This window comes from Palaeococcus sp. (in: euryarchaeotes) (assembly GCF_053987695.1).
Genome location: NZ_JBMXHE010000044.1, coordinates 1 through 14,320, shown reverse-complemented (window position 1 = coordinate 14,320; position 14,320 = coordinate 1). Strand labels below are relative to the sequence as shown.

Annotated in this window: 17 protein-coding genes; 10 read left to right on the top strand and 7 right to left on the bottom strand. The window is 45.1% G+C overall.

The genetic code is table 11. The annotated features are described in order from the left end of the window. Window positions 1–73 precede the first annotated feature (73 nt). Complete coding sequence (gene surE / locus ACXJGZ_RS03170; protein WP_456321024.1) at window positions 74–859, bottom strand: 5'/3'-nucleotidase SurE; 786 nt, start codon at window positions 857–859, stop codon at window positions 74–76. A gap of 83 nt (window positions 860–942) precedes the next feature. On the opposite strand from surE, the gene ACXJGZ_RS03165 reads away from it, so the two are divergent. The 10 genes from ACXJGZ_RS03165 (at window position 943) to ACXJGZ_RS03120 (ending at window position 9,192) form a co-directional block, all read left to right on the top strand. Next, window positions 943–1,911, top strand: coding sequence for an archaeosine biosynthesis radical SAM protein RaSEA (locus ACXJGZ_RS03165; RefSeq protein WP_456321023.1), 969 nt, complete (start codon window positions 943–945; stop codon window positions 1,909–1,911). Between the two features lie 235 nt (window positions 1,912–2,146). After that, window positions 2,147–2,404, top strand: a complete 258-nt coding sequence (locus tag ACXJGZ_RS03160; protein ID WP_293252559.1) for a 2-oxoglutarate ferredoxin oxidoreductase subunit delta — start codon at window positions 2,147–2,149, stop codon at window positions 2,402–2,404. Between the two features lie 5 nt (window positions 2,405–2,409). Further along, complete coding sequence (locus ACXJGZ_RS03155; RefSeq protein WP_456398287.1) at window positions 2,410–3,633, top strand: 2-oxoacid:acceptor oxidoreductase subunit alpha; 1,224 nt, start codon at window positions 2,410–2,412, stop codon at window positions 3,631–3,633. Window positions 3,634–3,694: 61 nt separating this feature from the next. Further along, window positions 3,695–4,537 (top strand): 2-oxoacid:ferredoxin oxidoreductase subunit beta, encoded by an 843-nt coding sequence (locus ACXJGZ_RS03150; protein ID WP_456398299.1) that lies wholly within the window; start codon window positions 3,695–3,697, stop codon window positions 4,535–4,537. Next, window positions 4,534–5,049, top strand: coding sequence for a 2-oxoacid:ferredoxin oxidoreductase subunit gamma (locus tag ACXJGZ_RS03145; RefSeq protein WP_293252568.1), 516 nt, complete (start codon window positions 4,534–4,536; stop codon window positions 5,047–5,049). Before ACXJGZ_RS03150 ends, ACXJGZ_RS03145 begins: the two co-directional genes overlap by 4 nt. Continuing rightward, window positions 5,046–6,191: a 2-oxoacid:acceptor oxidoreductase subunit alpha gene (locus ACXJGZ_RS03140; protein WP_456321022.1), complete on the top strand. Its 1,146-nt coding sequence runs from the start codon at window positions 5,046–5,048 to the stop codon at window positions 6,189–6,191. The genes ACXJGZ_RS03145 and ACXJGZ_RS03140 overlap by 4 nt, the downstream gene beginning before the upstream one ends. 5 nt (window positions 6,192–6,196) lie before the next feature. After that, complete coding sequence (locus ACXJGZ_RS03135; RefSeq protein WP_456321021.1) at window positions 6,197–7,042, top strand: 2-oxoacid:ferredoxin oxidoreductase subunit beta; 846 nt, start codon at window positions 6,197–6,199, stop codon at window positions 7,040–7,042. Beyond that, window positions 7,039–7,599: a 2-oxoacid:ferredoxin oxidoreductase subunit gamma gene (locus tag ACXJGZ_RS03130; protein WP_293252577.1), complete on the top strand. Its 561-nt coding sequence runs from the start codon at window positions 7,039–7,041 to the stop codon at window positions 7,597–7,599. The genes ACXJGZ_RS03135 and ACXJGZ_RS03130 overlap by 4 nt, the downstream gene beginning before the upstream one ends. Before the next feature lie 287 nt (window positions 7,600–7,886). Next, window positions 7,887–8,558 (top strand): zinc metalloprotease, encoded by a 672-nt coding sequence (locus ACXJGZ_RS03125; protein ID WP_456326944.1) that lies wholly within the window; start codon window positions 7,887–7,889, stop codon window positions 8,556–8,558. Then, window positions 8,542–9,192: a glycosyltransferase family 2 protein gene (locus ACXJGZ_RS03120; RefSeq protein WP_456398286.1), complete on the top strand. Its 651-nt coding sequence runs from the start codon at window positions 8,542–8,544 to the stop codon at window positions 9,190–9,192. Before ACXJGZ_RS03125 ends, ACXJGZ_RS03120 begins: the two co-directional genes overlap by 17 nt. Here the strand turns inward: ACXJGZ_RS03120 and ACXJGZ_RS03115 are convergent. The 6 genes from ACXJGZ_RS03115 to ACXJGZ_RS03090 form a co-directional block, all read right to left on the bottom strand. Continuing rightward, on the bottom strand, window positions 9,189–9,374 hold the full coding sequence (locus tag ACXJGZ_RS03115) for a hypothetical protein (protein ID WP_456321018.1): 186 nt from the start codon (window positions 9,372–9,374) through the stop codon (window positions 9,189–9,191). The two genes, ACXJGZ_RS03120 and ACXJGZ_RS03115, sit on opposite strands and share 4 nt — an antisense overlap. Beyond that, window positions 9,374–10,405: a DNA primase catalytic subunit PriS gene (gene priS / locus ACXJGZ_RS03110; RefSeq protein ID WP_456321017.1), complete on the bottom strand. Its 1,032-nt coding sequence runs from the start codon at window positions 10,403–10,405 to the stop codon at window positions 9,374–9,376. Before priS ends, ACXJGZ_RS03115 begins: the two co-directional genes overlap by 1 nt. Beyond that, window positions 10,398–11,429: a DNA primase large subunit PriL gene (gene priL / locus ACXJGZ_RS03105; RefSeq protein ID WP_456398285.1), complete on the bottom strand. Its 1,032-nt coding sequence runs from the start codon at window positions 11,427–11,429 to the stop codon at window positions 10,398–10,400. The genes priS and priL overlap by 8 nt, the downstream gene beginning before the upstream one ends. Window positions 11,430–11,447: 18 nt before the next feature. After that, on the bottom strand, window positions 11,448–11,579 hold the full coding sequence (locus ACXJGZ_RS03100; protein ID WP_456398284.1) for a hypothetical protein: 132 nt from the start codon (window positions 11,577–11,579) through the stop codon (window positions 11,448–11,450). Between the two features lie 59 nt (window positions 11,580–11,638). Beyond that, window positions 11,639–13,453, bottom strand: a complete 1,815-nt coding sequence (locus tag ACXJGZ_RS03095; protein ID WP_456398298.1) for a molybdopterin-dependent oxidoreductase — start codon at window positions 13,451–13,453, stop codon at window positions 11,639–11,641. 79 nt (window positions 13,454–13,532) lie between these two features. After that, window positions 13,533–14,320: RNA-guided endonuclease InsQ/TnpB family protein (locus ACXJGZ_RS03090; RefSeq protein ID WP_456398283.1), on the bottom strand; the 788-nt coding region annotated here is incomplete at its 5' end.

The window sequence follows — 14,320 nt, the reverse complement described above, 5'->3', positions numbered from 1 at the left end:
ATGCTTTTGATAACGCCTTAAAGAGACCAAAACTACACTATTATCAACATACCACAGTTATCCCAACAGTATCTTAAAGACTTAAGAGGTTTCTAATTGTATCTAAGTCAACACCTGCAGTCATGTCTATATTTATGGGGGTTATGCTTACCTTCCTTTCAACTTTAACCGCATACATATCCGTCCCTGGCTCTAAAGTCTCCGTTGGACATTGAGTCCCAACTATCCAGTAATAGGGATGACCCTTTGGATCCACGCGCTCTTCAATTGAGGGCTGGTACATCCTTTTAGCCAGTCGTGTGAATGCTATGGGGGTATCCTTAGTTGCACCATAGGGCACGTTCACATTCAGCATCTGAACATCCCTTGGGAGCTTCTTTCCAAGCATTGCCCTTGCGACTTTCCTGAGAAAATATTCAGCCGTGCTGAAATCCATACCCTCGCCCACACCAAACTTGTGTTTTTCCCTGTTGACCTCAAGGCTTACGGCTATACTGGGGATGTCATGTGTGGCTGCTTCTATTGCAGCACTTGCGGTTCCGGATATTGTAATTTCCGTGCTCATATTTTCTCCCAGGTTTATCCCACTGACTGCCAGGTCAAAATCCCCAAAACGAGCCATTGCAAAGATTATGCAGTCCACGGGCATACCATCCAATGCATAGGCGGCTTCGACTCCCGCCATTTTAACTCTCACAGCCCTTAGAGGTCTATGGAGAGTCATTGCCCTCCCACTTGCACTCCTCTGAAACATTGGGGCTACCACATAGAGCTTTCCGAGACCTTGAAGGGCTTCAACTGCGGCTTTTATGCCCCTCGACCTTATGCCATCATCGTTTGTTATCAAAATTTTCGGCATGTGATAAACTTCTTCGGGAAGCTTATAAATTTGGTGTCGGCAACTTTTAAAAACCCTCTAAAATACTCCCATTAGGTGAGGGAATGACCTATTGGATCAATGAGGATAACGTTGCTGGAGAGAAAGGGATCGCCTTATTCGTTATACTTCCCACAATAGGCTGTTATCGCTTTAGGATAGGTAAGCCCTGCTACATGTGCTCCTATCCCTTAGCTGCTCCAAAGGAGCCATGGAGTCAGGAAGCTCTTGTAGATTATCTTAGAGAAGCATTGAAAAAAATCGAGGGGAAAGAAAGGGTTGCCGTTAGAATTTTCACATCCGGGAGCTTCTTTGACAATGGTGAGTTAAAACCGGAGACAAGAAGAGAGATGTTTGAGATTTTAAGCTCTTATGAGAATGTTAAAGAGATAGTTGTGGAAACAAGATCAGAGCTCGTTAGATACGATGCAGTTAAAGAGCTCGCTGATATTGTAAAAGATAAACATTTTGAAGTTGCCCTGGGATTGGAGACAGCCAACAATGATGTTGCCGATGTCAGCATAAATAAGGGAAATACCTTTGAGGACTTTGTAAGAGCAAGCAAAATTATAAGGGAAGCCGGTGCAAAGGTCAAAACATATATTCTTCTCAAACCAGCATTTCTAAGTGAGAGGGATGCCATAAAAGATGCAAAGGAAAGTATAAGGAAAGCCGAGCCATATACAGACACGTTCTCCATAAATCTCACAGATATCCAAAAACACACCACCTATGAGCATCTCTGGGATAGAGGAGAATACAGGACACCCTGGCTCTGGAGCGCCGTGGAGGTCTTGAAATGGGCAAAGGAGACATATCCCAACAAGAGATTTCTAAGTGATCCCGTTGGTGCTGGTTCAAAAAGAGGGCCCCACAACTGTGGCAGATGCGATAGGGAAGTTGCAGGAGCTATAAGAAGTTTTTCGAACACCCAAAAAATTGAGAATCTCGAGAAAGTTGAACATGAGTGTCTCGAGGAGTGGAAGTATATCGTTAAAAATGGGCTTCTGGACTGGCAGCTTTCAATGTGGTGAGCCAAATTTTTCTCTCATTTTTCCACTTTTCTTTATGTTTGTAAACTTCACCTCTACACAAAATCTCCAAAAACGTGCATTGAGTTTCTAAAATTCTCAAAAAAGAGCAAATTATGACGCTTTTCCGGACAGTAGCATCCAGATGGCGGAACTTGGTAGTAATGCACCTTTGGTGGGCGAAAGCTTTAAATGTTTTACATACGTAAAAGAATTTAGCAGATTGCAGGTGATGATTATGGCAGATGTCGAAGTTAAAAAGGAGAACTATCTCGTTATCGGAAAAACGGATGCGGTTGAGATAAGCGTGGATACATTCCTGTGCAAGGGATGTGGAATCTGCCTGGAGCTGTGTCCCAGGAAGGTTTTTGAGTGGAGCGAGGAGCTTAGCGAAAAGGGTGTGCACTATCCAATTGCAGTTCATGCGGATAAGTGCGTTAAGTGCAAGCTCTGCGAGCTGTTGTGCCCTGATTTTGCAATAGCGGTTAAGTGGTGAGGTTCATGATAATCAAGGGCAATGAAGAGGAGCAGATTAGGCTCCTGAGGAAGCATTATCCAAAGGGTAATTATTTTATGCAGGGTGATGAGGCAATAGCTTTTGGGGCTCTTTTTGCGGGGTGCCGTTTTTACGCAGGCTACCCAATAACTCCAGCAAGTGAAATAGCCGAAACCATGGCTAGGGAGCTTCCAAAGGTTAAGGGTTATTACATACAGATGGAGGATGAGATTGGAAGCATTGCAGCTGTTGTGGGAGCCTCTTGGACAGGACTAAAGAGCATGACCGCCACAAGCGGACCGGGATTCAGCCTAATGCAGGAAAATCTGGGTTTAGGCATTATGACGGAGACACCTTTAGTTCTTGTTGACGTTCAACGAAGCGGACCCTCAACAGGACAGGCTACCAAAGGAGCACAGGGCGACTTTTTCCAGGCTAGATGGGGAACCCATGGGGATCATCCAATAATAGCGATTTCGCCTTTGAGTGTGGAGGATAGTTTCTGGGAGACTATTAGAGCATTTAACTTGAGCGAAAAGCTTAGAATTCCCGTTGTTCTTCTAGCGGATGGAGTTATAGGACACACAAGGGAGCAGATAAGAATTCCCGATCCAGAGGAAGTTGAAATTCTCTACAGGAAGCTCCCGAAAAATGAAGAGGAGGCGCGATTCCCCTTTGGGGATGTTCACGGCGATTTAATCCCACCGATGCCTCTCTTTGGAAAGGGGTACTTCACCCACGTAACCGGTTCAACACACAAAGAAAGCGGAATGAGGGATGTTTATACACCCGAAGTTCATGACCGTCTGGTTAGAAGACTTCACAGGAAGATTGAGGAGCATAAAGACGAGATTTTAAAATGGGAGGAGCACTACACGGATGACGCGGAGATCTTGGTGGTCAGCTGGGGTGTGAGCTCCAGACCTTCACTCGGCGCAGTCCTCAAGGCAAGGAAAGAAGGAATAAAAGCGGGTCTTTTTGTTCCAAAAACTGTTCATCCCTTCCCCGAGAGAAGGATGAGGGAACTTGGAAAGAGGGTTAACACAATTCTGGTTCCGGAGATGAACCTTGGACAGGTTATCTTAGAAGTGCAGAGGCATGTTAATGACGATGTCTTTGTTAAAGGTGTAAACAAAATAGGTGGAGTTCCATTAACCGTGGAAGAGGTGTTTAGAGAAATAAAAGCAGCAAGCTCAGCCGAGCGTTCTCGTCATCGTTCGGCGGATTAGATAGTCATCATCGCTTGATGTGATGTGGGTGAGAGGGTTTATTAAGGTGATGGATATGGGTATGGAGAAACCGATTCAAAGTAAATATGACATGATTAATTACCTGAGGAAGGAGGCACTTCCCTCCCCTCTGTGTCCCGGATGTGGAGGAGGAACCGTGCTAAATGCCTTTGCAAATGCTGTGGATCAGCTTGGGATTGACCCCAAGGATTTGGTTCTGGTGAGCGGAATTGGGTGCTCGGCATGGATCGCTTCTCCTCACTTCCTAGCGGATACATTGCACACAACGCATGGAAGGGCAATAGCCTACGCAACCGGTGTAAAAGTGGGACTTCCCGATAAAAAAGTGGTTGTTATAAGCGGAGATGGAGACCTAGCCGGGATTGGAGGAAACCACCTCCTCCATGCTGCCAGAAGGAACATAGATATCACGGTAATTCTCGTGAATAATTTCATCTACGGTATGACCGGCGGCCAGGTGGCTCCCACCACGCCCTTTGGGGCCTTCACAACGACGACACCCTACAGGAATGTTGAGCATCCACTCCAAATTAGTGAAGTCATAGCTGCCGCAGGAGCTTCCTATGTGGCTAGGTGGACAACGGCTCATGTTTTCCAGCTTATAGACTCCATTAAAAAAGCTATGAACACGAAGGGTTTTGCCCTCGTGGAAGTAATATCCCAATGTCCTGTGCAATTTGGAAGGAGGAACAGGATGAAGACTCCCGGAGAAATGCTCAAATGGTTTTTAAAGAACAGCGTCCCCGTGAGCAAGGCAAAGAAGATGAGTCCCGAGGAGCTCGAGGGCAAGTTCATAATAGGAGAATTCATCAAGCGCGAGAGAGCCGAGCTGGTAGAGGAGCTTAATAAACTCATTGAAGAAGTTTCGGGGGGAGAAACATGACACAGATAAGGATAGCGGGTTTTGGAGGACAGGGAGTCATACTCGCGGGTGTTATATTGGGGGAAGCAGCCGCCATAGAGGGATTAAATGTTCTTCAAACTCAGGATTATGGTTCCCAGAGCAGAGGAGGGCATTCGGTCGCCGATGTAATAATATCAAGAGAACCTCTATATGATGTTATGGTTACAAAGGCTGATGTCTTGATGGCAATGTCCCAGATAGGATATAACGGTGCAATAGATAGCCTGAGAGAAGGAGGAACACTGATAATAGACACGGATCTTGTAAAGAGCGATAGAGAGTTTATAGGTGCCCCTTTCACGAGGCTGGCTGAAGAAAAGGTGGGTCTGGCTTTGACCGTAAATATGGTGGCTCTAGGATATTTGGTCGCGAAGACGGGTATAGTTAAGAAGGAAAGCGTTGAGGAGGCAATTAGAAGAAGGGTTCCAAGGGGAACTGAGGAGATAAACCTCAAGGCATTCAGAATAGGGTATGAGGAGGGAGCCAAATGAGATATCCATTTTCTGTTGGGAGGAGTGATTTCATTCAGGGTGATGAAGCAATAGCGAGAGCGGCTATTCTGGCAGGATGTCGCTTTTATGCGGGCTATCCAATTACACCAGCGAGCGAGATATTTGAGGCGATGGCACTTTACATGCCCCTCGTGGATGGTGTATCAATCCAGATGGAAGATGAATTGGGGAGCATTGCCGCCGTGATAGGTGCCTCATGGACGGGAGCGAAGGCAATGACTGCAACTTCGGGTCCGGGATTCAGTCTTATGATGGAGAACTTGGGTTATGCTGTGATGACGGAGACGCCTATGGTTGTAGTGGATGTTCAAAGAGGCGGACCCTCAACAGGACAGCCAACCCTTGCAGCCCAGGGAGATGTTATGCAAGCTATATGGGGAACTCACGGAGATCATAGCATAATAGTCCTAACGCCCGCGACAGTGCAAGAAGCTTTTGACATGACCATAAGAGCATTTAATCTGGCGGAGAAGTATAGAACTCCCGTGGTCCTCCTAACGGATGGTGAAGTGGGGCACATGCGTGAGCGCGTTAACATACCCGATCCCGATGAGATAGAAAGGATCTATAGAAAAATCCCAAAGAGCAAGGAGCAGGGAAAGTATCCCTTCAGGGACTGGGATGGAGATGGTGTTCCTCCAATGCCCGTATTCGGCAGGGGATATAGGGCTTACATAACTGGATTAACGCATGATGAGAGGGGCAAACCAAAAACAGTTGAAGCTGAGATCCATGAGAGCCTGATAAGGCGTATCGTGGATAAGATCGAGAAGAACAAGAAGGATATCATAGACTACGAAACCTTCGACCTAGACGATGCAGATGTCGCGATAGTGAGCTACGGTATAGCCTCCCGCTCAGCTATTAGAGCAGTTAAAATTCTTAGAAAGGACGGGATAAAAGCGGGTCTTCTAAAGCTCAACGTTGTGTGGCCCTTTGATTTCGAGATGATTGAGAGGATAGCAGAGCGGGTAAACAGGATTTACGTTGCGGAGATGAATCTCGGACAGGTGTATCACCTTGTAAAGGAAGGAGCGAATGGAAAAGCAGAGGTTGAGCTGATTCCGAAGATTGGAGGAGAAGTGCATACGCCGAAGGACATTATAGAGAGAGTGAGGTGAGAGAGATGTATCTTGAGTCAAGCTACAAGATTAGGGATAAATATCTGAGAACGGATATGCTCCCCACAATGTTTTGCCCCGGATGCGGAATAGGGAGTGTTCTCCAGTTCACCCTCAGATCCATAGAGGAGCTCGGCTGGAAGCAGGATGAGGTAGTATGGGTAAGTGGCATAGGATGTTCATCAAGAGTTCCAGGATATGTCAACTTCGATGGACTTCACACAACCCATGGAAGAGCCTTGGCTTTTGCAACGGGCATAAAAATGGCCAATCCGGATTTGAAAGTGGTTGTTTTTGCTGGAGATGGGGATATGTCAGCAATAGGAGGGAATCACTTTATTCATGCTATCAGAAGAAACCTCGATGTGACCGTGATTCTAATCAATAACTTCACCTATGGAATGACGGGAGGACAAGTAGCTCCCACCGCCCTGAAGGGTCTTAAGGGAACAACCGCGCCCTATGGAAACTTTGAGAATCCTTTTGATATATCACAGCTGGCAGTTGCCGCTGGAGCAAATTATGTGGCAAGGTGGAGCGTCTTCAACTACGTGCAGGGAATGAACAGCATAAAGAAGGCACTCCAAAAGAAGGGCTTCTCCCTAGTGGAATTCCTTTCACCGTGTCCGGTTAGCTTTGGAAGGAGGAACAGAATGAAAACGGCTCCTGAGCTAATCAGGTGGTATCAAAAGATTACAGTGCCCATAAGCAAGGCAAAGAAGATGAGTCCCGAAGAGCTCGAAGGTAAGGTTATCATTGGAGAGTTTGTTGACAGGGATAGACCAAGCCTGGATGAAGAGTATGAACGCTATAAAGAGAGAGCCAAGAAGTTGATGGGGTGGGAAGAATGAGAAAAGAAGTTCTTATCGGAGGTTTTGGAGGACAGGGAGTCATACTGGCAGGGGTCATCCTCGGAAGAGCAGCGGCGGTCTATGATGGGTTATATGCCGTTCAAACACAGGCATATGGCCCTGAATCAAGGGGAGGAGCCAGCAGAGCAGAAGTGGTAATAAGCGATGAGCCCGTCGATTATCCAAAGGCTTTAAACCCCAAATACTTGATTCTCCTCTCACAGGAAGCATATGATAAGTATCTATCCTTTGGGGACGATGGGGCCATTATTTTAATTGAGGAGGAGCTTGTACCTCACAGGAACAAAGAGCTTGAGGAGAGGTTTAAAGTTTATGCATTGCCCTTCACGGAAATTGCCGAAAACACAACAGGACTAAGTCTGACAATGAACATACTTGTTTTGGGGTTCCTTACCAAAGTCTCGGGCATAATAAAAGAGGAATCGATCGAGAAAGCCGTTCTTGATGCAGTTCCTAAGGGAACCGAGGAGCTCAATCTAAAGGCACTTCATAAAGGCTTTGAACTCGGGAAAAAGGCTCTCAATGGGGAGCTGTAACTTCTACTTTATCTTTGTTAGAATAAAGAAAAAAGAATCATGCGCTCTTCCTGCTTTCTATATAGCTGGGGATTGCTTTCGCCGCCCTCTTTCCATCGCCCATTGGGCTCAAATCTTTCTTGTCTGTGATCCTGTACATAAGGACACCTCCATAGATCCCTGTCCAAAGTTGTTTACCTTTGGTTTAAAACCTTAGGTGTTTATATATGTTTTTCAAAATCAGGGATTAACAACCTCCAAAAATTTAATAACCTGCGCCTGATATTCTCTAACGGTGGACTCAATCCATGGATATCATAGGTATAACATTCATAACGAACCTGATGGATGAGAAAATCATTGAAGATGGCTTCATACTGAAAGTTTATGAGAAGGTCAATGAGTATCTGGACTTAAATGACCTCCACGACATCAGGCTTGTTCTTCTAAGCAAAACGTCAATTGATCCTATTTATAGAATGTCCCTAGAGACAAAAACAGGTGAGGTAAGGGCATATCCATTAAATGTCGTCGTTGATACCCTCTATCACAGACTTTTAGAAGAGAGGGAGGATTTACTATGGGAACCAAGAGAAAAAGCTCAGAATGAGGAAATAAGCCCCGTGGAAAGGAATAAGCTCAGGTTTAACAAGATCATAGGGATAGTGAGCTTCCCCCTGGTGGATAGAAACAATTATTTTGGTTATTATGAGAGGTTTCTCGGGATTCAGAAAAGAAAGGGCGAGAAGAGGATTATGGTACTCTCAATGATGCCCTTTTTGAGTGTTAATGAGAGGGTATTCCTTGATAGGATTACGAAGGGCATTCTCCACGAGATAGGACATAGCTATGGATTGAGTCACTGTGAAAATAATTGTGTGATGCACCCACCAAAAAACGTTGATGACTGGGATCTCAGAAAGCCGCACTTCTGTCCCAAATGCTTGGCGGAGTTGAAGGGAAATGCTGGATGGATTTAAAATTAGCATTGTGATACCCGCATACAACGAGGCAAATAGAATAGGAACCGTTCTCTCCGAGATCCCTGAATTTGTGGATGAGATAATCGTGGTCGATGATGGAAGTGAGGATAATACCAGCGAAGTTGCAAAGAGATTTGGAGTTAAGACTCTCAGATTGGAGCCTAACCAAGGAAAAGGTGCCGCCATGAGGGAGGGAGTTAAAGAAGCCATGGGGGACATAATAATCTTTATGGATGCCGATGGTCAGCATAAACCGGACGAAATTATCAAGCTTGTAGAACCAATTGTTAAAGATGAAGCGGACTTTGTGATAGGTTCACGGATGATAAAAGCGCAGGGAAAGAGACCACTCATAAGGAAAGTGAGCAATTTCTTAAGCACATTTCTCATAAGAATGAAGGTAGGGGTGGATGTCAAGGATACTCAGAGTGGATTTAGAGCTATTAAAAGGGAGTTTTTGCCTGAGATAGAGAGCAAGAGGTATGAAGTGGAAACAGAAATCCTCATAAAAGCTGTCAAGAAAGGAGCAAGGGTTAAAGAGGTTCCCGTTGAGAGAATTTATGGAATAGAAACGGGACATTTCAGGTTTGAGGACATAATACGCTTCTTACAGACCTTGATGAAGTATTAGCCTTTTCTCTGGATCACATCCATTAAGGATGCCAGCAGAATTAATTTGAGAATGACATTTTCTCCTGGCTCACTATTATGAGGCTTCCCAGAAAAGCGATTGAGATTTGAAAAGCGGGCAAATATTCCAACGCTCCCCCATATCACCATTGAAGAGATTATTTTAGCCCTTCCAGAGTTCATCAGTCATTCTCCTCACGCCATATTTTATACGCCTGTTCCACTTCCCTCTTTCTGAATCTGGGTACTGCATCCTTAAAGGGATTGAACCTCTCCAGATCCGCCTCCTTTGAACCTATGTACGTTGTAATGAATCCCGCTTTCGAATGAAGGGATGAAGGAACCCTGAGAATCCTCTTGACATCTATCGTTACCTTCCCGTCAAAATACGCCTTCGAAAATGTAGTTGAGAGAGCGAAGAGCTTCAAAAGTGTCTTATAACCGATGCCCTGTGGAAAAGATGTCAGGATTGCCCTTTTAACGAATCCATCATAAATCCTCTCTCTGTTTTCAAGTATCCTGTTTATCTGGACTTTATTCAATCCAATATTTGCAAGATGATTGAAGTTCGCTCTCATGATGAAATAGCCAAAGCGGAGGCGGAAAACCCTCGGATAGCCCGATGAGAGCATGATTCTCCTGTCCTTTATATCTTCAAATCTTATCTCCTTTGCCGCCGAGATATAACTCAAAATTTTCTCCCTCGCCTTTGAATCAAGATCGAGTGCCCATTCGTCGAGAACCCTGATATGATATCCCCTACCTGAGTAAACGACGTGGATATTCTCAAAGCCAAAATCTTCTCTCAAAACCACAAGAGTATCCCTAGTAAGTTCTTTGGCATCTTCGAGACATATGGGGCAAACTGTTCCACTCTCATGACTGCAGCGCTTTAGAGGCAAATCCTTCGCATCTATATCAAAAACCAGCTCTGCGCCAAGCCATCCCTCCATCCTTGTTGGATCATCATAGAGAGCAACGCTTGAGAACATTGCATAAGGAGCTGTAACCTTAACAGCATCCTCAAAATCCCTTATATCGTGGAAAACGTTTTTTCTGTCACTTGGACCTTCACCGCTATGATCAAATCCAAATTCCCTGTTTTCCAAGGTATCGAGAATGAACTTTGGGAGCTTTGATGCGTTCCATTCTCTCTTATAATAGAGCATTCTCTCTCTTCTGCTGGCTTCTCTAAAGAGTTTTGGCTCACTCATTTCCCTCCCTCCTCCTTGCAAAATAGAGCTTTCTAAGGTAATATGTTAGGGGATTCTTGATATAGCGGCAGTCCTTGTCAGGCTTGCAGAGCTCTGGAGCATTTGCTTTAATTTTAGAGCAGTTGGGGGGGAAATACCATGTCGAGTTCCCGCTATCCTCCAAGGTGGGGGTTAAGGTGTAGCCGAATCCTAGGTGATACCATATATTCTTTATCTCGTTAGGCTGATCCTCAAAGAGGGGAGGCTTGCACCGGTTTCCAGCTTCAATTATCACGGGCAAAATTTCCTTCTCCAAAACGCTCAAATCTTTTATGCAGTCCTTAACCCTCACATTTTTTCCCTGAGAATTCGGGCATATGCGTGCGTAGCTTAAAAAGGAGGTCAGGAGGACGGTTATTGCATAATTTCTTAATCCACTTCCTACTCCTGCCAAAGCAAGCCGGATGCACGGTGGGAAGAGGTCAAAGCGGAGCGGCTGAGCCGAAGCGCTTCCCATTTTTTCCAAACGCTCCTTAAAATGCTCCCTTGCAATCTCGCTTATCCTGTTGTAAAGCTCTAGGTAGTATGACGGGAGCTCCTCTCTCAGCTCGTAGAATATGTTGACTGCTCTCTCGAAGTTTCGCTCAAATGCACTTTCCCAGAGTTCCTCGAGCTGGTGTTCCGTTAGATATGCATACCCCTGCCTGATATAGTATTCATTCAGGTCTTTTGAGCCAAGAGAGAGCAGGTTTTTTAGGTGTATTTTATACCTGAGTGCAAATTTTCTCTTTTCTTCCTCCGGGAGGGCTTCATAAAGAAGCTTTTCGAGTATGACTTCATCCTCTCTGGGAATCTCCCCTCTCTCAACTTTATCCACAGGAAGCGCTAGCTCCTCTACATCAAACTCTTTGGAAATTTTTTTCCTGTAAATTTCAAGATTAGCTTTTTTTACAAGCTCCATTTCAAGCCCATAAGGGGAGAATGCCAGTGCCCCCAGAAGAGCATAGAAGCCCATCAAATCCCTCAAATCATCCAGATTTATCACATACTCCGGTATCCTCCCCTACTTAATCCATTTAACCCTCTCCAGAGCCGCATCTATTGACATATAACTTGGGATAATCCTCAGGAAATTATCCATGCTCTCAAACTCATCCAGCACTTCCCTAGCTCTTTTTCCAAAGGGGTCAATCATCCACTCACCTTAGGGCTTATTGTAGTTTCGAGCATAAAACGATTATGCTTTTTGATACTTTACCGGTATCTTCTAACCTCAACCCATGTGGAATGATATGCAGATGAGTTTCCATATTCCCCGTTTACCTCATCATTCGTGAGAAAATTGACATTCCAGCCCAAGATTTTGGGCCAAAATGCTTTGTAGAGTACAACGACTCCCTTAGGAACATCGTCCGTAAGTCTAACTTTTGTCTTAACAGCTCCCATCTCATTATAAACCTCCACCAGTTCACCATCTTCAATACCCCTAACCACAGCATCCTCAGGGTTCATATAGAGGTTCGGATCAACTATTCCATGTGTATTGTGATACTGGCTCGTTATGGTCATCCTGTGTGTTGGGCTTAAAAGCTGAAGTCCCCTCCCCTTAATGGGGTTATATTCAGGGAAAGGTGGTAAACCCCTCTTAACAGCCCTCTGAGAGTAAAATTCGATTTTTCCACTTGGTGTGGAATACATGCGGGACTTTTCAGGGATCTTGATAAAGCCCTTTCTCCTGAGTTCTTCAAAGCTCAAGCCGTTTTTTTCAAGGATTTTACGTATTATGTCCTCCTCAGATTCATGCAGATATGGATTTTCAATTCCAAGGGCACTCGCGAGCATCCTTATAACCTCATAGTTGCTCTTCCCGTACAATCGACCGACGGGTTCATTTAAAGCCACGTATCGATGGTAATAGGAATCCGCAATGTCCAGACGCTCGAAGAATGTATTTGCCGGGAGAACAACGTCTGCGAATAGAGCAGTATCCGTTAGAAAGAGGTCATGGACGACAATGAACACATCGTTTTCTTCGAGAGCTTTCCTGAGCCGGTTTTGATTTGGAAGAGAAGCCAGAGGGTTCGCATTGTAAATGTAGAGGAACTTAACATCTCCCCTCTCTATGCTTTCGGCGAGCTTCATCTGTGGAATTCTCCTAATCTTACCTTTCCTGAGGAATGCCCCCTCCGCATAGCTCTTGTCAATGGTTTTCATGTCGTATATAAAGCCGAATTTATGACCCACAAGGGCAGGCAGGAGAGAAATTGCTCTCACAGCTTCCCCGCCCATCAGTGAGCGCTGAATACCGTAACCTATATGGATTATTCCCTTTTTTTCTGCGTATTCAAAGGCAAACTCCTCAATCGCATTCCTTTCAATTCCCGTTTCTCTCGCCACTGAGTCCAGTTTGATACTTGACACATAGGCTTTGAATTCCTCAAACCCGAAAGCGTTCTCCTTGATAAAGCCTCTATCATAAAGGTCATTTTCGATTATGAGCTTTGCAACCCCCAAGGCAAAAAGGACATCTGTATGGGGCTTAATCTGGAAGAATTTATCACTTCTCCTGGCAGTTTCTGTTTTTATAACATCAACAGTCCATTTTTCGATTCCTCTGGCGAGCATGAACCCATGAATGTTTGTCCAAAAGGAATTTATTCCCCAGTAAACGATTAGCTTCTGCTCTTTGAGCTCCTCGGGATCAATGCCCACGGCGGTTCCATAGGTATCCTTAAGAGCTTCCTGCCCCGCCCTATCACAGATCCCATAGTCCAGCATGGAAGTGTTTAGATAGTGAAAAAGACGGAGGGGGAAGGAATAGTTTATTATACCCCTATCTCCAGCGTATTGATAAACCAGAACACTTTCACTTCCGTATTTATTAATCGTGTCTCCAAGCCTATCTGCCACGATTGAAATGGCTTCCTCCCATGTGGTTTCTTTGAAATTTTCTTTCCCTCTTCGGATTAGAGGTGTTTTGAGCCTCTCCCCACTTGAGAACCATTTCGACAGAAGAGCCCCTTTTGGGCAGAGAAAGCCTCTGGTTATGGGATGATCCGGATTCCCCATTACAATGAGTTTTCCATTCTCGAATTTGCTTACCAATGAGCAGGTCTGACCTCCTCCCCTTTGTGAGGGTTTCACCGGTTTAACCCCTCGCTACGGACGGGGAGGTTTGAGGGGTTCTCATCAAAACAACCCTTGAAAAGGGTTCTTCGAACCCCTCGGGGAGGGCCTTCCCCCCGTTACCCCTACCTCCCGCTAAAGCGGGAAGGCTCGGGGTTATCGTTCTAACTTTGCGCAAAATGTTAAACGCTCCAACCAGGTCAGCGTTCATGACAACGCCCTCTCTGCAGCACTTAAACAAACCCCTAAAAATCCTCCCGTTAGGATGGCGTTGGCCACAGAGAGGGCAAAGCTTAGAAGTGAAAGCCTCATCCACAAGCAAAACTTCAATACTGTACTCTTCAGCGACCTCAGTGAGACGTTTTATCACATAATTAAACCGCCAGACGTGAGAGAGAATGAAGTTTTGCCTTGCCCCTCTTTCAGAATTCCTTGCAATACCTTTAGGATAACCAACGATAATTTTGGAGACGCCCAACTCGTGGAGTTTTCTAACTGTCTGTCTTATCGCCGTGTTAATGTAGTGTTTAGCTTGAAGTTTGGCCTTCTCGTGCATCCTCTTTAATTTCCTGCTCTTTTTACAGCCCGACTTGTTAATTTTAGACTGGTACTCAGCAATCCGCCTTTGCCAGTAGAAGGTTATGCTCTTCAACTGCCTACCATTCACGAGAAAGCTTTCTCCATTCTCAACATAAACAGCCATCAAATTGTTCACTCCCAAGTCAATACCCGCTGAAAGGTTGCCCTTTGGTTTTCTCGGAAGTTTGACCCAAGAATTATTCTCTAACTTCTCTTCTACCGTGTAACTGA